This is a genomic window from Mycobacterium sp. UM_CSW (assembly GCF_000455205.1).
Taxonomy (GTDB): Bacteria; Actinomycetota; Actinomycetes; order Mycobacteriales; family Mycobacteriaceae; genus Mycobacterium.
In genome coordinates this window covers 1-16,209 of record NZ_AUWQ01000098.1, presented here as the reverse complement: position 1 = coordinate 16,209, position 16,209 = coordinate 1, and the positions used below count along the sequence as shown (strand labels likewise).

The 16,209-nt window shown below is 67.6% G+C and carries 19 protein-coding genes and 1 pseudogene; 13 read left to right on the top strand and 7 right to left on the bottom strand.

Going from position 1 to position 16,209, the window contains the following annotated elements; genetic code table 11:
• A pseudogene (locus tag N415_RS26060) lies at positions 1–360 on the top strand (alpha/beta hydrolase); the annotation flags it as partial.
• A gap of 61 nt (positions 361–421) precedes the next feature.
• Here N415_RS26060 and N415_RS26055 read toward each other — a convergent pair.
• Both N415_RS26055 and dut read right to left on the bottom strand, forming a co-directional pair.
• Positions 422–1,156: a DUF3710 domain-containing protein gene (locus N415_RS26055; RefSeq protein WP_068187929.1), complete on the bottom strand. Its 735-nt coding sequence runs from the start codon at positions 1,154–1,156 to the stop codon at positions 422–424.
• Complete coding sequence (gene dut, locus N415_RS26050; protein ID WP_068107290.1) at positions 1,153–1,605, bottom strand: dUTP diphosphatase; 453 nt, start codon at positions 1,603–1,605, stop codon at positions 1,153–1,155. Before dut ends, N415_RS26055 begins: the two co-directional genes overlap by 4 nt.
• A 48-nt stretch (positions 1,606–1,653) precedes the next feature.
• Between dut and N415_RS26045 the strand changes: the two genes are divergently transcribed.
• A complete protein-coding gene (locus N415_RS26045) occupies positions 1,654–2,139 on the top strand; it encodes a DUF3093 domain-containing protein (RefSeq protein WP_068107288.1) in 486 nt (161 codons plus the stop codon).
• A gap of 4 nt (positions 2,140–2,143) precedes the next feature.
• On the opposite strand, the gene N415_RS26040 is transcribed toward N415_RS26045, so the two are convergent.
• A complete protein-coding gene (locus N415_RS26040) occupies positions 2,144–2,446 on the bottom strand; it encodes a DUF4193 domain-containing protein (protein ID WP_007774871.1) in 303 nt (100 codons plus the stop codon).
• Positions 2,447–2,626: 180 nt separating this feature from the next.
• On the opposite strand from N415_RS26040, the gene cei reads away from it, so the two are divergent.
• Positions 2,627–3,277 carry an envelope integrity protein Cei gene (cei, locus tag N415_RS26035; protein WP_068187928.1) on the top strand — a complete coding sequence of 217 codons (651 nt, stop codon included), beginning with the start codon at positions 2,627–2,629 and terminating at the stop codon, positions 3,275–3,277.
• A 4-nt stretch (positions 3,278–3,281) separates the two neighbouring features.
• On the opposite strand, the gene N415_RS26030 is transcribed toward cei, so the two are convergent.
• The gene (locus N415_RS26030; protein ID WP_068187927.1) at positions 3,282–4,148 is read right to left on the bottom strand and encodes an inositol monophosphatase family protein; all 867 of its coding nucleotides are present in this window, start codon (positions 4,146–4,148) and stop codon (positions 3,282–3,284) included.
• Between the two features lie 101 nt (positions 4,149–4,249).
• On the opposite strand from N415_RS26030, the gene N415_RS26025 reads away from it, so the two are divergent.
• From N415_RS26025 to N415_RS32040, 10 genes are all read left to right on the top strand, one after another.
• Positions 4,250–5,056 (top strand): ROK family protein, encoded by an 807-nt coding sequence (locus N415_RS26025; RefSeq protein WP_068187925.1) that lies wholly within the window; start codon positions 4,250–4,252, stop codon positions 5,054–5,056.
• Between the two features lie 178 nt (positions 5,057–5,234).
• A complete protein-coding gene (locus tag N415_RS26020) occupies positions 5,235–6,797 on the top strand; it encodes an RNA polymerase sigma factor (protein ID WP_081665526.1) in 1,563 nt (520 codons plus the stop codon).
• Positions 6,798–6,879: 82 nt separating this feature from the next.
• Complete coding sequence (locus N415_RS26015; protein ID WP_152531583.1) at positions 6,880–7,803, top strand: tyrosine-type recombinase/integrase; 924 nt, start codon at positions 6,880–6,882, stop codon at positions 7,801–7,803.
• A 371-nt stretch (positions 7,804–8,174) separates the two neighbouring features.
• Entirely contained in the window at positions 8,175–8,474 is a 300-nt protein-coding gene (locus tag N415_RS26010; RefSeq protein ID WP_068187923.1) for a hypothetical protein, read from the top strand.
• 187 nt (positions 8,475–8,661) lie between these two features.
• Positions 8,662–9,456, top strand: coding sequence for a hypothetical protein (locus N415_RS31700; RefSeq protein WP_152531582.1), 795 nt, complete (start codon positions 8,662–8,664; stop codon positions 9,454–9,456).
• A 214-nt stretch (positions 9,457–9,670) separates the two neighbouring features.
• On the top strand, positions 9,671–9,913 hold the full coding sequence (locus N415_RS26005) for a hypothetical protein (RefSeq protein WP_152531581.1): 243 nt from the start codon (positions 9,671–9,673) through the stop codon (positions 9,911–9,913).
• 435 nt (positions 9,914–10,348) lie between these two features.
• Positions 10,349–10,858 carry a hypothetical protein gene (locus tag N415_RS25995; RefSeq protein ID WP_152531580.1) on the top strand — a complete coding sequence of 170 codons (510 nt, stop codon included), beginning with the start codon at positions 10,349–10,351 and terminating at the stop codon, positions 10,856–10,858.
• A 243-nt stretch (positions 10,859–11,101) separates the two neighbouring features.
• On the top strand, positions 11,102–12,340 hold the full coding sequence (locus N415_RS25990; protein WP_068187906.1) for a phage major capsid protein: 1,239 nt from the start codon (positions 11,102–11,104) through the stop codon (positions 12,338–12,340).
• Positions 12,341–12,344: 4 nt separating this feature from the next.
• The gene (locus N415_RS32045) at positions 12,345–12,506 is read left to right on the top strand and encodes a hypothetical protein (RefSeq protein WP_161630355.1); all 162 of its coding nucleotides are present in this window, start codon (positions 12,345–12,347) and stop codon (positions 12,504–12,506) included.
• 1 nt (position 12,507) lies between these two features.
• Complete coding sequence (locus N415_RS32040; protein ID WP_161630354.1) at positions 12,508–12,678, top strand: hypothetical protein; 171 nt, start codon at positions 12,508–12,510, stop codon at positions 12,676–12,678.
• 811 nt (positions 12,679–13,489) lie between these two features.
• On the opposite strand, the gene N415_RS25985 is transcribed toward N415_RS32040, so the two are convergent.
• The 3 genes from N415_RS25985 to N415_RS25975 all read right to left on the bottom strand — a co-directional run bounded on the left by N415_RS25985 (position 13,490) and on the right by N415_RS25975 (position 15,821).
• On the bottom strand, positions 13,490–14,485 hold the full coding sequence (locus tag N415_RS25985) for a PIN domain-containing protein (protein ID WP_204366840.1): 996 nt from the start codon (positions 14,483–14,485) through the stop codon (positions 13,490–13,492).
• A 1-nt stretch (position 14,486) separates the two neighbouring features.
• Positions 14,487–15,119: a hypothetical protein gene (locus N415_RS25980; protein ID WP_152531579.1), complete on the bottom strand. Its 633-nt coding sequence runs from the start codon at positions 15,117–15,119 to the stop codon at positions 14,487–14,489.
• 204 nt (positions 15,120–15,323) lie between these two features.
• Positions 15,324–15,821, bottom strand: a complete 498-nt coding sequence (locus N415_RS25975) for a hypothetical protein (RefSeq protein ID WP_068187902.1) — start codon at positions 15,819–15,821, stop codon at positions 15,324–15,326.
• Between the last annotated feature and the right edge of the window lie 388 nt (positions 15,822–16,209).

Sequence of the window (16,209 nt, the reverse complement as noted above, 5' to 3'; positions counted from 1 at the left end):
TCGGCGGCGCAGCTGCGCGCCGACGGTTTGGCGGCCACGACGACGCAGATGCGGGCGTCCAGCCCGCCGTGGCTGGCCGACGAGCTGACCCGGTCCTGGCGCGCCCAATGGCCGCTGTTGCCCGACGCGATGGACGAGGCGGCGGCCTACGTCGCGCCCAGTTGCGCCGACCTGGCCCGGCTGGCCGCGCCGCTGGCGGTGGCCGCGGCGGTCGACGACCCCATCCACCCGCTGCAGGTGGCCGTCGACTGGGTCGCCGCCGCGCCGCGGGCGGCGCTGCGGACCGTGACACTGGATCAGATGGGCACCGACACCGCCGCGCTCGGCGCCGCCTGTCTGGCCGCGCTGGCCGAGCTGTAGTCGATGGTGGCGACCCGCTTCGCCCGGCTACGCCGCGCTTGCGATCGCCACGTAGTCGGATCTACCCGCCCGTCGTCGTGCGCAGCTGCTGCATCGCCGATCCCTCGGCGCTGCGGCGGGCCGCAGGCTCGTCGGGCGGCTGCTCCTGGGCCTGCTGCTGCTGGGCGGCCGCGGCCGCCCGCAACTGTTCGGCCATCGGCTCGGGCAGCTGCACGGGCAACGGCGTGCGCACCGGCAGCGGCGTGTCGCCGCGGCGAACCACGGTGTCCGCCAATGCCGTTCGCGCCTCGCGCTCCAACGCCTCCATGGTCTCGTGCGACCCGTTGACGACGCAGCGGATCATCCAGCGGTAGCCGTCGACCCCGATGAAGCGCACCACGCCCTGGGCGGTGCCGACCACCTCCCGGCCCCACGGGCCGTCCTTGATGCTGACCTTCGCCGAGTCCTTGCGCAGCGACTCGGCGAGCTCCCCAGCCACCTCGCGCCACAGGCCGCCCGTCTTGGGGGCCGCGTAGGCGGCGATGGTGAAACGGCCGTTGGCCGTGACCACCCACACCGCGCTGGGCACGCCGGTCTCGGTCAGCTCGACCTGCAGCTGGCCGGCCTCCGGCATGGGGATGAGCACCGAACCCAGGTCGAGGCGGGCCAGTTCGGCGACCGCCGGGTCATCGAAGTCGTCGATGTCGAACGGGCCCTCGAGCTCGTCGTCGAACTCTTCGTCGACCGGATCCGCGGGGGCTTCCGTCTCGAGGCCGTCGTCGCTGTCGTCTTTGCCTGATCTACCAAGTGCCATCACAAACTCGCATGTCCGCCGGAGGAACCGTGACCACCATCGCCACGGGATGTTTCGGCCAGCCCGGCCTCGTCGAACGACGACACCTCGACCAGCTCGACCAATTCGACCCGCTGCACCAGCAATTGGGCGATCCGGTCACCGCGGTGCACCACGATCGGCTCCGCCGGGTCGAGGTTGATCAGCGAGACCTTGATCTCGCCGCGATAGCCGGCGTCGATGGTGCCCGGGCTGTTGACGATCGAAAGCCCAACCCGCGCAGCCAATCCCGAGCGGGGATGCACCAACCCCACCATCCCGAACGGAATGGCGACCGCGACGCCCGTTCGCACCAGAGCCCGCTGCCCCGGATCCAGCTTGACGTCTTCCGCGCTGTACAGGTCGACCCCGGCGTCGCCGTGGTGGGCGCGACTGGGCAGCGGAAGCTCGGGGTCGAGGCGCACAACTTTCATTTCAAAGCCAGACTGGTCGACACGGGGCCACAGACTACCCTTGACCGCGTGTCTGCTACCCGCGTCGCGCCGCACAACGTGCGATATCGCGAACGCCTTTGGGTGCCATGGTGGTGGTGGCCATTGGCTTTCGGGCTGGCGGCACTGATCGCTTTCGAAGTCAACCTCGGTGTTCGGTCCCTGCCCGACTGGCTGCCGTACGCAACGCTGTTCGTGGTGGCCGCCGGGACGCTGCTGTGGCTGGGCCGCGTCGAGATCCGCGTCACCGCGGACCCGGCCGCCCCGGGCGGAGTCGAACTGTGGGCCGGCGAGGCACACCTGCCGGTCACTGTCATCGCCCGTTCCGCCGAGATAGCCCCCACCGCGAAGTCGGCAGCACTCGGCCGGCAGCTCGATCCGGCGGCCTACGTCCTGCACCGCGCGTGGGTCGGCCCAATGGTTCTGGTGGTCCTCGATGACCCAGACGACCCCACGCCGTACTGGCTGGTGAGCTGCCGCCACCCGGAGCGGGTGCTGTCGGCATTACGCAGCTGACCGTTCAGGCTGCGCAGTCGGTACAGATCATCACGCCGTTCTTCTCGCTGGCGAGACGGCTGCGGTGTTGAACCAGAAAGCAGCTCGAGCAGGTGAACTCGTCAGCCTGCTTCGGGATGACGCGAACGGACAGCTCCTCGCCGGACAGGTCGGCGCCAGGCAGTTCGAAATTCTCGGCGGTTTCAGATTCGTCCACGTCGACCACGGCCGAGGCCGCCTCGTTCCGCCGTGCTTTGAGCTCCTCCAGCGAGTCTTCCGAGACGTCGTCCGTCTCGGTGCGCCTCGGAGCGTCATAGTCGGTAGGCATATCAATCCCGCCCTATCCCCTCAACAGGCCTCGTTAACCTCAAGCAACGCTTTGTACCAGCGTCGAACGCATCCACCAAATGATTCGTGCCCGTATCCCCCACCATTAAGGTGTGATTTACGTCACATCCCCGAATTGACCCTTGTCTTGAGTCTCAAACGGTGCAGTTAGAGTTCCCCTGTGGTCGCACAAATCACCGAGGGTACCGCTTTTGACAAGCATGGACGCCCCTTTAGGCGCCGCAACCCCCGGCCCGCCATCGTCGTCGTGGCGCTGCTGGTGGTGGCGACCGCCGTGGTGTGGACGGTGGCGCTGACGCGTCCGGCGAAGGTGCACGAGGCCGTGGTGTGCAACCCACCGCCGCAGCCGCCCGGCTCGGCGGCGCCGCAACTCGGTGAGCAGGTGTCCCGCAGCGCCATGGCCGACGTCAACCCGGCCAAACTCGCCGACACCAAGGTCCGCGTCCTCAACGCCAGCGGCCGCGGCGGACAGGCCGGCGACGTCGCCGGCGCGATGAAGGACCTGGGCTTCGCCCAGCCGACCGCCGCCAACGACCCCCTCTACGCCGGCACCAGGCTGAACTGCGTGGGCCAGATCCGCTTCGGCACGGCCGGGCAGGCGACCGCGGCGTCGGTGTGGCTCGTGGCGCCATGCGCGGAGCTGTACAACGACAACCGCGCCGACGACTCCGTCGACCTGTCCCTCGGCACGGAGTTCGGCTCCTTGGCCCACAACGACAACATCGACGCGGTGCTGGCCGGCCTTCGCCCGGGCGCCACCGAGCCGTCGGATCCCGCACTGCTGCAAAAGATTCACGCCAGCAGCTGCTGACCCCTCATTCCGGCAGCGGCCCCAGGCCGTCGAAACGCTGCAGGGCGGCCAGCAGCTCGTCGGCGATTCCGGGGGCGGCGGCCACCACCAACCCTTCGCTGCCCACCGGGCCGTTCGGCTCGGGCACCAGCACGCGGGCGCCCGCCTCGGCCGCGATCAGCGCGCCGGCCGCCCGGTCCCACACCTGCAGCCCGTGCTCGTAGAAGGCGTCCAACCGGCCCGCCGCGACCATGCACAGGTCCAGCGCCGCCGAACCGATGCGCCGCACGTCGCGCACCGCCGGCAGGATGTGCGCCAACAACGCCGCCTGGCTCGCCCGGCGCCGCCGTGAATAACCAAACCCGGTGCCCAGCAACGCCATCGACAAATCGTCGACGGCGGCGCAGCGCAGCGGCCGCGTCCCGCGATCGTCGGTGACGTGCGCGCCGAGGCCGGTGGCCGCCGAGTAGACGCGCCCGGCGACGACGTCGGCGACCGCCCCCGCCACCGACACGCCGTCGATCTGCGCGCCCACCGACACCGCGTAGGCGGGGATGCCGTAGACGAAATTCACTGTGCCGTCGATGGGATCGAGCACCCAGGTGACCGCGCCGGACTGCGCGTCGGCGGGGCCGCCGCCCTCCTCCCCAAGAATCGGGTCGCCGGGCCGCAGTTGGGCCAACCGGTCCCGCAACAGCCGTTCGGTCTCGGTGTCGACGACGGTCACCGGGTCGGTCGGGGTGGTCTTCGATCGCACCGCGCCGTCGGCCGCGACCGACGCCGTCGGGCCGAACACCTCGGCGCGCCGGCGAAGCACGAACTCGGCGGCCTCGGCGGCCAACTTTTCGGCCACCGAACGCAGTTGCGCGGGCTCGTTGTCAGGTCGCGTCACCGGTCCATCGCATCACAGACGCCATGGCCGCGCAGACCCCCAGCCGGGGTACCGGTGGAGCTAAGGTGATCGGACAGGCCAAGTCTCGCCGAGGAGTTTCGATGACCAGCACCGACTCGATCACGGGCGCGCCACCCGACGCGGCCACCGGCAAGCCGCAGCGCCGCGGGTTCGGCGTCGACGTCGGCGGCAGCGGCATCAAGGGCGGCATCGTCGACATGGAAACCGGGCTGCTGATCGGCGAACGCATCAAGGTGCTGACCCCGCAACCGGCGACGCCGCAAGCGGTCGCCAAGGCCATCGCCGAGGTCGTCAACGGGTTCGGGTGGACCGGGCCCCTCGGGGTGACCTATCCCGGCGTCGTCACCCACGGCGTCGTGCAGACGGCGGCCAACGTCGACAAGGCCTGGATCGGGACCAACGCGCGGGACGTGATCAGCGCCGAACTCAACGGCCAGGATGTCACGATCCTCAACGACGCCGACGCGGCCGGGCTCGCCGAGGAGCGCTACGGCGCGGGCCGCGAACAATCGGGCCTGGTCGTGCTGCTCACGTTCGGCACCGGGATCGGGTCCGCGGTCATCCACAACGGGACCCTGATTCCCAACACCGAATTCGGCCACCTCGAGGTCGGCGGCAAGGAGGCCGAGCAGCGCGCGGCGTCGTCGGTCAAAGAACGCAACGGCTGGAGCTACGAAAAGTGGACCCAGCAGGTCACACGGGTGCTGGTGGCCATCGAAAACGCGATCTGGCCGGATTTGTTCATCGCCGGCGGCGGCATCAGCCGCAAGGCCGACAAATGGCTGCCGCTGCTGGAAAACCGCACCCCGGTGGTGGCCGCCGCCCTGCAAAACACCGCCGGCATCGTCGGCGCGGCGATGGCCGCCACCTCGGACGTGACGCACTGAATTTTGCCCGGTAGGCCGGTGGGAGCGCGCGCTGTCGTTACAATGGTCCTCGGCGACCGCCCGACTGAAAGCGTGCGAGCACTCACGCTGATCTCCAACGCCGACATTCGACATAGCAGACACTTTCGGTTAACCATGCCCAAACCCACCGAAAGTGCGTCCGACCGAAGGGGTGTAAGTGGCAGCGACCAAGGCAAGCCCGGCGACCGATGAGCCGGTGAAACGCACCGCCACGAAGTCTCCATCGTCCCCCGCCAAGCGCTCGCCGGCGAGGGCCGCCAACGGCGCCGCCGCCCCGGCGAAACGGGCCGCCAAGGCCGCGCCGCGGGCCGCCAAGTCCGACCGAGGACCCGAGGCCGCAGCGCCCGACGAGGCCCCGAAGAAAGCCCGCTCCGCGGCCAAGGGCGCCAAGGCGCCGTCCGGCCGCGGCACGAAGGCTACGGCCAAAGGCGCGAAGGACGGCGACGCCGACCTCGAGCTCGACGCCGACGCCCAGGTCGAGGTCGAGGATCTCGACGCCGAGCCGGACCTCGAGGTCGAGCCCGTCGAGGACCTGGACATCGACGCCGAGGACCTCAGCCTCGACGACCTCGAAGTCGACGTGGCCGCCGACGGCGAAGAGGCCGACCTCGAGGCGGACGACGCCGAGGACGGCGAGGAGGAGGCCGCGGCCGCGCCCGCCGCGAAGACCAAGACGGCCGCCGCCGAGGAAGAGGAAATCGCGGAGCCCTCCGAAAAGGACAAGGCTTCCGGCGATTTCGTCTGGGACGAAGACGAATCCGAGGCGCTGCGCCAGGCTCGCAAGGACGCCGAACTCACCGCGTCCGCGGACTCCGTTCGCGCCTACCTCAAGCAGATCGGCAAGGTGGCGCTGCTCAACGCGGAGGAAGAGGTCGAGCTCGCGAAGCGCATCGAGGCCGGCCTGTACGCCACGCAGCTGATGGCCGAGCACGCCGAGCGCGGCGACAAGCTGCCCGCCGCCCAGCGCCGCGACATGATGTGGATCTGCCGCGACGGCGACCGCGCGAAAAACCATCTGCTGGAAGCGAACCTGCGCCTCGTGGTGTCGCTGGCCAAGCGCTACACCGGCCGCGGGATGGCGTTCCTCGACCTCATCCAGGAAGGCAACCTGGGCCTCATCCGCGCGGTCGAAAAGTTCGACTACACAAAGGGATACAAGTTCTCCACCTACGCCACGTGGTGGATCCGCCAGGCCATCACCCGGGCGATGGCCGACCAGGCGCGCACCATCCGCATCCCGGTCCACATGGTCGAGGTGATCAACAAGCTGGGCCGCATCCAGCGCGAGCTGCTTCAGGACCTGGGCCGCGAGCCCACGCCCGAAGAGCTGGCCAAGGAGATGGACATCACGCCCGAAAAGGTGCTCGAGATCCAGCAATACGCGCGCGAGCCGATCTCGCTGGACCAGACCATCGGCGACGAGGGCGACAGCCAGCTCGGCGACTTCATCGAGGACAGCGAGGCCGTGGTGGCCGTCGACGCCGTGTCGTTCACGCTGCTGCAGGACCAGTTGCAGTCGGTGCTGGAGACGCTGTCTGAGCGCGAAGCCGGCGTAGTACGGCTGCGCTTCGGGCTCACCGACGGCCAGCCGCGCACCCTGGACGAGATCGGGCAGGTTTACGGCGTGACCCGCGAGCGCATCCGCCAGATCGAGTCCAAGACCATGTCAAAGTTGCGCCACCCCAGCCGTTCTCAGGTTCTGCGCGACTACCTTGACTGAGATTTAGCGGCAAAACACGCTCTTACCTGCGACAATATGGCAATACCCACTGCGCACACCTGCGTTAGTTAAGGTATTGCGCATGAGCACCCGCGCACCCCGCAAACGCACCCGCAAACCCCCTGACCTGGCCTCTTTGCTCCCAAGCTGGGAGTTGGCTCTGGTCCAGGAGCACAAGAGCCGCGAGACCCGCAAGAGCTACACCACCGGCATGTACCAGTTCCTCGACTGGTGCGAAGTCAACGGCCACACCCCCGCCCTCGAACGCGACCTGGTGCGCTCCTTCGTTGGGCACCTGCTGGCCAAGGGCGTCGCACCGTCCACCGCGCGCTCCCGTCAGCTGGCAGTCCAACGGTTCTCGGCGTGGTGCGAGGAGGAAGGCGAAATCGACTCCGACCCGCTGGTCAAGCTGCGGGCACCCGCGCTGGACCGCAAGATCACCCAGTCCCTCACAGACGACCAACTGCGGGCCCTCATCAAGGCGTGCGCCGGGCGCGACTTTCTGGACCGCCGCGACGAAGCGATGATTCGGATGATGGCGGAGACAGGGATTCGTGCCGGGGAGCTTTGCGACCTCACCGTCAACGACGTGGACCTGGTGCGCGGCGTCGTCGTGGTGCGGCGCGGCAAAGGTGGCAAAGGCAGGGTGGCTCCGATTAGTCCGAATGCCGCACGGGCGATCGACCGCTACCTCCGCGTTCGCCGCGCCCACCGGCTGGCCGACACCCCCGCGCTCTGGCTCGGCGATCGTGGAAAGAACCTCGCCTACTTCGGGCTGCGCAACGCCTTGCAACGCCGCGCCGAGCTGGCCGGCATCGACGGATTCCACCCCCATTTGATGCGTCACACCGCCGCGTCCCGCTGGCTGGCCGCAGGCGGTAGCGAAGGAGGGCTCATGGCTGTGGCCGGATGGAGCACCCGCGACATGATCGACAGGTACACCCGCAGCACCGCCGCCGACCGCGCCGCGGCGGAAGCCCGCAACCTGAATCTGGGCGACCTTTAGGGGGCAACACGCGCAAGTTGTGCGCCACTTGTGAGCTTCCCCCGCTCCGACGTCACCGCTGGTAGCACCCAGTACACCGCGGCTGTGTGGCTTGTGGCGCAGTAGGTTTCCACCCCGTGCTTGCATGTGTGCTGTGTACGCTGCACCCCAGCACCACTCCCCCCGGTGCCAACACCCGCAATAGCGGCGGCTTCCGGGGTAGGCGGCAAGTCTTTCAGCTGCGGTAGCTCAGGCGCATCGCCAGGGCAAGGAACACAACGGTTTTTTCGTATGTCCTTGTCCCGGAAGGAAATTCGCCCCCAATGCCCGCCGCAGACCCCGTAGAACGCAGACGCCGAGCGCAGATAGCCGCTAACGCCCGATGGGCGAAGGTGATCGACCGCACCGCCGCCACCCAGGCGGCGCGCGACGCGCAGTACCGCAAGCTGGAAGACGAGGTCGACCCCGGCCGGGTCTTGACGCCGAAGGAGCGCGCCAAGCGCGTCGAATGCCTGCGCAAGGCCCAGATGCAGCGGGTCGCGCTAAAAGGCACCAGGGCGTCCGTGAAGGCGGCAGCCAAGCGGCGAGAAGTGAAGCGACGCAACACCAAAGACGTCCCCGCCAGCCAACCGTCATGCGATACCCCAGGTTCTGCCGCTGGCGGGGATTCCAACCAAGGCGGCGCCGCGTGAGCCCCCCGGAAAGGCGAAAGCCGCCCAGGGTGCGCACCCCGAAGCGGCTTTCTAGGACGCCCGGCACGGGCCACGCGAAAGTCGTAGACCTCCTCGTGAGTTGCAGTCCTGCGCCACACGATAGCCGAGGAGTGCGACGCGACCGCGCAGCCGACGCGCGGCCGGTGAGGGTGGTGCGCCGATGAGAATGCGCGTCACCTACCCCGCCTTTTGGAAGTCGCCCAAGCTGGCCAACCTCGCCGACGATTGGGATGCCCGACTTGTGCTGGCGGGCCTGTGGTCCTACGTCGAGGACAACGGTGTCGGCCTCGACAACGCGGGGCTCATAGCCGCTCAACTTTTCGCCTTCGACGACCCCGCCACCGTCGTGCCACGGGTAGCGAAAGCGGTCGACCGGTTGCACGCCAAGGGACATGTGCGTCGCTACGAGGCCGACGTGGAGGGTGTGCGGCTGAAGCTGATCGAGGTTGCCGATTGGAGTTCCTGGCAGAAGCCCGACAAACCGACACCAAGCCCATATCCGCCTTCTACCAGTGCAAACGCTGTCGAGAGTGATTCGCGAGCCGCTCGCGAGCCATTCGCTACAAATTCCCGGCAGGAGGGGGGAGATAGGAGTTTGGAGTTAGGAGTTAGGAGGGGGGTGGGGCGAGCCGCTCGCGAGCCATCCGCGAACCACTCGCGAGACCCCCACGCCCCCCCGCCCCGCAAGTGCCCAAAACACATCGACGACCCGACATCGCCGAAATGCGGCGCATGCAAGGACTCCCGACTCGCCTTCGAGGCCTGGGAACGCGAGCACCCAGCACTGGTCGGAGCCGACGCCAAAGCCGGTGAGTGGCAGGCCATGAAGGAACGACGAGAACACAAGGCGCGGATAGCAGCGTGCCAGCTCTGCGACGAAAACGGTATGCGGGAACGCGGCTCTGCCCTTGCCCGCTGCGACCACACGCCCGACTACATCGACGGCGAGGTGATCCCATGACGGCGCGCTGTGCGACCTGCGGCGCTCCGCTGCTGCCTACGACCCGGGTGGGTCGCTGCAAAGAGTGCCGCTGGTACGAGCTGGATCGAAAGCTGCGCGCCATCGAGGACGCCGAGCTTCGGCGACAACGCGCCACCGTAGTGGCCGCGCGCATCCAAGACCTTGACGCGCAGAGCGTCCAGAAAACCCAACCGGCACAGGGAGGAACAAACCCATGAGCGCCCCAGACCCCGTAACCGAGACGACGGTGACCATCTACGCCGACGACGGCAGGGAGGTGTGGTGCTGTGATTCCGGCGACGGCGAAGTCAATGTCGGCATCGGTCACTGCGACGACCGCGACCTGCCGAGCACCAACGCCACCATCAGCCGCGCGAGCGCCGTCCTGCTCGCAACTCAGCTCCTCGAAGCCGCCGGGGAGACAGCACCGACCGGCCCAGCGTCGCGGATGCCGTGACAGCAGCCGTGGTGGAGGGTGGTTACCCCCGGCCCGCTGGCCGGCGCGGCAGAAACGACGCTGGCCCGGTCACGCTCGTGTGCTACCGCGATGAACACGCTCAATTCATCGGCGGCTGGGATTCCCTGGCAGACGTCGTGGAAGCGATGCGGGTGCTTGGCCCGTGCGACCGGGGCTGCGTCGGGGCGCACGCCGCCGTAGCCGAGGTGGCTGGTCGCATCCGCACCACACCCGGCCCGCCACCCACGGTCTTGATCGCGGTCGTTGTGCCCGGAAGTTCTCGCATCCTGAACTCGCATCAGCGCCTTGTCGTCTGCCCATACTGCGGCGACAAGCACCCCCACCCGTACCGCCACGTCGGCTCAGTCCGTGCGGCGGGCTGCCTGAAGGGTTTCTACCGAATCACATTGGAGAACAAAGGCATTGAGTAACGACATGCCAGCTTTCATCATGCACGACGGCGAGCTGCTTCAACTCGTGGACCAGCTCGACCTCGCCGAAACCATCCTGGCTGCGCAAGCGTTCGACGACCTCCGCCGCGGGCCCCTGGTGCCGCCCGACGTGCAGGCCTGGGCACGGTGGTGGTCCTACCGCCTGCACACCCGCCTGGGCGATGCACCGGCGCATCCCCAAGAGGCCTTCGTCAGCCGAGACCTGTCGCCGCAAGACCGGCAGCTGCTCGTCGTCTGCTTCGAGCGGATCGCGGACGGCACCCACGTCGGTCCTGGCTTACGGGCATTCGCCAACGCGGTCGCCGTGCAGCTGCTCGCGGTCGGCCTCGACGTCCAAGCCGACGATCACGCCAGAACCGCCGACCTGGAAGCGTGGATCGCGGAGCGGCGGAGGGAGCGCCCGCATGGGACGCCTGGCGACACGTCGCAGCTACCGGAGTGGTCTGACATCACCGAACCCGGCGACCCACCCGACGCGAATCCGTGGGTGTAGTGCAGTGTGCTGGACTGCTCTGCGCGACACGATAATTCGGGTGCTGGACGCATGTCGGCGGGTGAGCGTATCGTCCATCGGCAAGGCGCACCATCGCTGCCAGGACCGGCCAGGCCAGGCGCGAGCGCCCTTCGCAGGTCAGGACGGACGCGGCCAGCGCCTCCACGGGCCTTCTCAATTATCATGCCGATTTCGTTGCGCAGCAATGGCTTTGCGCGCATCCATTCAAGGAGTAGACCTTTCATGCCTAGCAAGCTGAAGCTTGAGCTCGACCGGCTGACGCAGGCCCGTAATGAGGCCCGCGCGCGTCGTCAGGCGATCGTTGACCGCGCCGAGCGGGAGGACCGCAAGGACCTCACCGAGGCCGAGACCCGTGCCTTCAACACGCTGACCGAGGACATTTCGGTGCTCGATGAGCGGGTCGGTGAAGCTGCCGCCGAGTTGCGGCGCTCCGGCTACGGTGACCCTACGGTGGACGCCGTCCGTGGCGGTACCGCAGCCGCACCCGGCGCGGGCGGCCCAGGTGGTCCCGACGCCCGCAGCGCCTCCGAAGCGTGGGGCCGCAACACCGCCGCCGCACTGCGCCGCGACCTGGGCGGCGGTGAGCAGCGGGCCGTCATCTCCGGCTCCGTGGATGTGCCGACCCTCGTGCTGCCCAGCGTGGTTGACATCCCCCACCCAGCCCGCCTGATCGATCTCTTCACGAACCGGCAGGTCTCGGAGTCGATGGCGTTCGAGTACTTTCGGCAGACCGCCCGGGTGAACAACGCCACGGCGGTTCCCGACCTGGCAACCAAGCCCACGTCGGTGCTCACGGTGCAGGCTATCCAGGACCGCTGCCGCGTCATCGCGCACTTGAGTGAGCCGGTTCCGTACCGCATCTTCGTCGACCAGAACGAGATCTCCTCGTGGTTGGCCGACGAGATGGCCCAGGGCGTGCTGGATGCCATCGAAGCCGAAGCCATCGGCGCACCGACCGGCACCGGCCCCGGCACAGGATCCGGTGAGCATATGGTCGGGGTCAGGAAGGTGGCCGGCACTACGGCTGTCGCGTTCAACACCGACGTGCCAACTACCCTGCGCCACGCCGTCACGGTGATGCAGAACCTCGGCGAGCAGCCGACAGGGTGGGCGCTGAACCCAGCCGACGCCGAAGCCATCGACTTGCTGCGGTGGGGTGCCAGCGGTGGGTTCCTGACGGGCGGCTACGAAGGTACGGGCCAGGCAGAGCAGGCGAACCTGGCCGACAACATTTTCGGGCCCACCCGGCCGCGGGTCGTCAGCCCGAGCGTCCCGCAGGGCACCGCGATCCTGGCCGACTGGACCAAGCTCAAGCTCTTTGTGCACTGGGGAATGACGATCATGGTGAACGCCTTCAGCGACAGTCTCTTCCAGGCCAACGCGGTGCAGCTCCGCGCGGAGATGCTGGTCGGCATCGGCATCCTGCGGCCGCAGTCGTTCGCCCTGGTCGCGCTGGCGTAGCGAGATGGTCTGGGTGGACGGCGTGGACGCCGAGAAGACCCCGGCCGGGTGGCGGTGGCGTTGGCAGTCGCCCTGGGCCGTTGTCCACTACGGCCCCACCTTCCACCGCACCAAGAAGGCGGCGGTGGCTGAGGGTGTCCGCTGGCTCAAGAAGCAGGTCCGCTGAGGTGTGGGACGACGGGTTCCTCCCGCTCGACGAGTGCGCGGCCCGCATGGGCGTCACCGTCGAGCGGGTGCAGGAGTACGTGCGACGCGGCACCCTCCGCGCCGACCGCGACGGCTACGTCCAGCCGGCCATCCTCTCCGGTGCCGTCGACGACGGGGACTCCTCGCCGTGACCCTGCTGCTGCGGTCGCGGCGAGAGATGGGCGCGGGTGCAAGCTGCCGCCGATCGGGGACCAGGTCAAGGAGAGGGGCCTGGTCCTGGCGGCGCACCGGCGCCTTTCCCACAGATAGCCGTGCCGCGCGGTCACTACCGCTGAACTCCACCGTCCCTCCAGCTGGTGGCGGCATCAGAGACCGCGCGGCACGGCACCTCCACACGCTTGGGTGCGTAAGCGGCGCGCTTCCTCTCTCAGCGCGGCGGCACGCTGGCGGCACTCGGTAGACACACGACGTATGTCATCGGTGCAAGCAACAACCAGCTCGGCACGTCGGAGGGCTTCCATGATGTCCCACTCGCTCAGCAGTTGGTATTGGACAGCCATTAGTCATGTCCCCGTATCGCCCACATGAACACCTGAGTACCCACTCCCGCCACAGGTCACCACCCCACGCGCCACGGCCCGACTAGTCGAGCCCACCCGCTGCACGCCAACCTCCCACCACCCCAAGCAAACTGCCCAAGACCGCCACAGAGCGCCACAGCCCCGGCACGCCCCCTCCCAGCAGAGGGGGGTAGGGGGGTCAAAAGTTCCGGCGCGGCCGAGGCGTACGAGACGCCCGGCTCCCAACTTCTACCCCCGAGAAAGTTAACGCCAAAAAGGGCCGGATAGGCCTGGAAATTCCTGGTGGAAGTCGGTTTTCGGCGGGATCCTGTTAACCGTGAAAGTTAACAAGCGGGTCAGCCCCTGGTGGGCCTCTGGGCGCGGTCGTTTCGAGGCGTTCAGCAACTTGAATCGTCCTCGGGCGCAGCGGACACCAGCTAACTCAGGTGTCGAGGAAGTCCCAGTCGTCACCCAGCACCCACCGCAGAGCAGACAGCTTCCCGTTGAGCATTCCCCACTCGAACTTGTCGTACGGGCCGAGGTTATCGGCACCGTAGGTCGCCTCGACGCGGGCACGTCCCGGTCCGGCGATCTTGCGCAGGCGCTCAACCTCGGCGTCGTCGCCCGCGTCGAGCAGCTCCTGCTCGTGACGCATTGAGCGGTCGTACCAAATCCGGTCGAAGAACTCCTTTTCCGCGGCCAGGATCTCATCGAGCCCACGGGCGTCTTCGGGGAAGTACATCTCGGCTATCAGCTCGTCGAGATAATCGCCGAACTCGTCACGGAGGCATTGCTCGAGCCCGTCGACACCCAGCCGGTACGTCGAGTGCTCGGCCGCGAACGCTTCGGCAATGTCCGGGTGCGGCTCCCGTTGGTCGCCCTGGGCCGTCGAGAAGTCGGTCGAATTCGACGTAACGAAGGCGTAGGTGTCGTCCGGCCCGGCCCCGCCCACAGCCGTCGTGTACATCTCGACCAGCAGCGCATCCGCCACGCTGTTGCGCTGCCGGTGGCACGGCGCCCGCTTCGCCAACGCACGCGCAACCACCCGCTCCTGGTCGCCAGTCGTGGGCTCCAACCTCTTGCCGGTGTCCAGCAGCGACCGAACGTCGTTGAAGTTCCGCGTCGTCAGGGCTCCGCTGAGCGACACCTGGTGCGCCCATCGGTCGAACTGCCTCAGCTCCTCGTCGCGGTAATCCATCTCGGCGTACGCCGTCAGCTCCGTCCGGAACGCCTTGATGCGCTCGGTGAGGCTCGACGTCATCGTCTTCTCGACACCCTCGCGGTTGCGCTCGAACTCTTCCACGATCACCTGCGGCACCAGCAGTACAACGTGGCCGTCCTCGATAAGGCTCTGCAGCGGCCGGATGAGTCGCTGGCCGTCTCGACGCTTCGCCAGATCCAGGCACGTTGAGGTGTCGATCAGCAGATGGAGCACCACGCTAGTAGCGGCCCTGAATGTCCTTGCGCGCAACATCGATGATGTGATCGCACAACTTGATCACCGCATCAACGTCTATGTCGGCGGCCGTAAGCCTCGCCATAGCATTCGCACGCCTTTGCTTCAGTCGTCCTTCAATGCCTTCTTCGGGCTCTTCACCCGACCGCCGAGCTTCTTGTTGAGCCAGCCGCGCCAATTCCAATTGCGTCTCAGCGTTTCTCAACATGAACAGGGACACCTGGTGTGAGCGAAGCCGCTCTTCGATCATCATCAGCATTTCGTCGAGGGCTTCACGTACCGGCTCCGCCGCATAGGCAGTGATCTCACTGATGCCCTCTTCGTCGCCGATGTCTCGGGGGAATTCGCCTAGACCCTGTGCTAGCCGAGCGCGACTATATTCTTCGTCCTCTTTCGAAACTTGGGCGTGGCGCTGTGCAGTCAGTGCCCGACGTTTGACGGCCCGGCACGCTGAGATGAGCCTGCGCAAAACGTCGTTCTTGGCCTGCCACACCCGGCCTTCGTAGTCGAGGGAGCGCGCATGCTGCCGGTCCTCCCGCTTCGACCGGGCGTCGATGATCTTCGACCAGAGCGCCACTCCACCGGTCACCACGACCGACGCGACCGGCACCACCACGTCCCAACCTTGCACCTCGCTGAGGTTACGGCCCCGGTGTTGGTGTCGTCACGGCTTCCAGCGTCTCGCCCAGCGCGCCGGCCGTCCGTCCTGAGGGTGGTTGTACCCGTGCACCCCAACAAACCCGCCTGCGGTGACGCTGGACGAAAGAAGGAACCGCCCGTGCTCACCCCCACGGAGCACGGGCGGTTCGGGTCAGTGCGGCTACTCGCCCGCCTCCGTCGCCGCCTTCTCGATCTCCGCCCAAGACAGGGCGCGGTACTTGGCCCATCCGACCCAGTGGGCTCCGGCGTCGACGATCTCCGCGATGCGCTTGGCCTGCTCGACCGTCTGCGGGTCGCCGTGCAGCGGCGTCCAGCTGCCGGTGGCCTGCTCGGCGAACCAACCACCCGAGCCTTCGGTGACCCGGTAGCGCCAGCGGCCCGACACCGCCGACCAGGTGCCGTCCTTTTCGGTCCAGTCGAGGTTGTTCGGCTTGGGTAGCGGACCCACCTTGGACAGCTCGCGGGCGGGCTTCTCGGCTGCCGTCTTGACCGGAGCCGTCTTGGCGGGTTGCTTCTTGCTGGCCGTCGCCGGGTGCGCGGCCCTCGCGGCTTGCTTGGCCTCCTGCTTCTCCACGATCGCAGTTACCGTGGCCGGCTTCTTCTGCACCGCGGCCTGCTGGCGCTTGCTCTCCCGCAGGTTCGGCTGTGGCTGTGTCATCGTGCTTCCTTCCAGTTGCTGGCTGCGCCCGGTGCGCTGCCGTACACCGCGCAAGGTAATGTCCTCAGCCCAGGCACTCAAGAAGCTCAGAGCGTCAAATGCCAAGCTGCACAACGAATTACGATGCACGCCAGGGTTTCGCAGACAGCAAACAGCCACTCACATCTCATCTCAGGTAATTGCCGCACAGCTCCCCGCTACCAGCAGCGTTTATGCAGGTAGCGCACTTAGGTAGCACACCGCTACTGCGCGACTACCTCGACTAGTTCACGGCTCGCCAAGACACAACTCAAACGGTAAACGGAGGCCAAAGTGCCTGATGGCCCAGAAGACATTCCAAAGACGGAAGAAGCTGAACCAGACCGCATAATTGTCGAGATCGGGGAAG

What these genes read in the sequence shown, in the direction of transcription:
- dut (WP_068107290.1), bottom strand. Translation starts at nt 1,605, where the DNA reads ATGAAAGTTGTGCGCCTCGACCCCGAGCTTCCGCTGCCCAGTCGCGCC.
- N415_RS26040 (WP_007774871.1), bottom strand. Translation starts at nt 2,446, where the DNA reads ATGCCTACCGACTATGACGCTCCGAGGCGCACCGAGACGGACGACGTC.
- N415_RS26025 (WP_068187925.1), top strand. Translation starts at nt 4,250, where the DNA reads ATGACCAGCACCGACTCGATCACGGGCGCGCCACCCGACGCGGCCACC.
- N415_RS26015 (WP_152531583.1), top strand. Translation starts at nt 6,880, where the DNA reads ATGAGCACCCGCGCACCCCGCAAACGCACCCGCAAACCCCCTGACCTG.
- N415_RS31700 (WP_152531582.1), top strand. Translation starts at nt 8,662, where the DNA reads ATGCGCGTCACCTACCCCGCCTTTTGGAAGTCGCCCAAGCTGGCCAAC.
- N415_RS26005 (WP_152531581.1), top strand. Translation starts at nt 9,671, where the DNA reads ATGAGCGCCCCAGACCCCGTAACCGAGACGACGGTGACCATCTACGCC.
- N415_RS25995 (WP_152531580.1), top strand. Translation starts at nt 10,349, where the DNA reads ATGCCAGCTTTCATCATGCACGACGGCGAGCTGCTTCAACTCGTGGAC.
- N415_RS25990 (WP_068187906.1), top strand. Translation starts at nt 11,102, where the DNA reads ATGCCTAGCAAGCTGAAGCTTGAGCTCGACCGGCTGACGCAGGCCCGT.
- N415_RS32045 (WP_161630355.1), top strand. Translation starts at nt 12,345, where the DNA reads ATGGTCTGGGTGGACGGCGTGGACGCCGAGAAGACCCCGGCCGGGTGG.
- N415_RS25975 (WP_068187902.1), bottom strand. Translation starts at nt 15,821, where the DNA reads ATGACACAGCCACAGCCGAACCTGCGGGAGAGCAAGCGCCAGCAGGCC.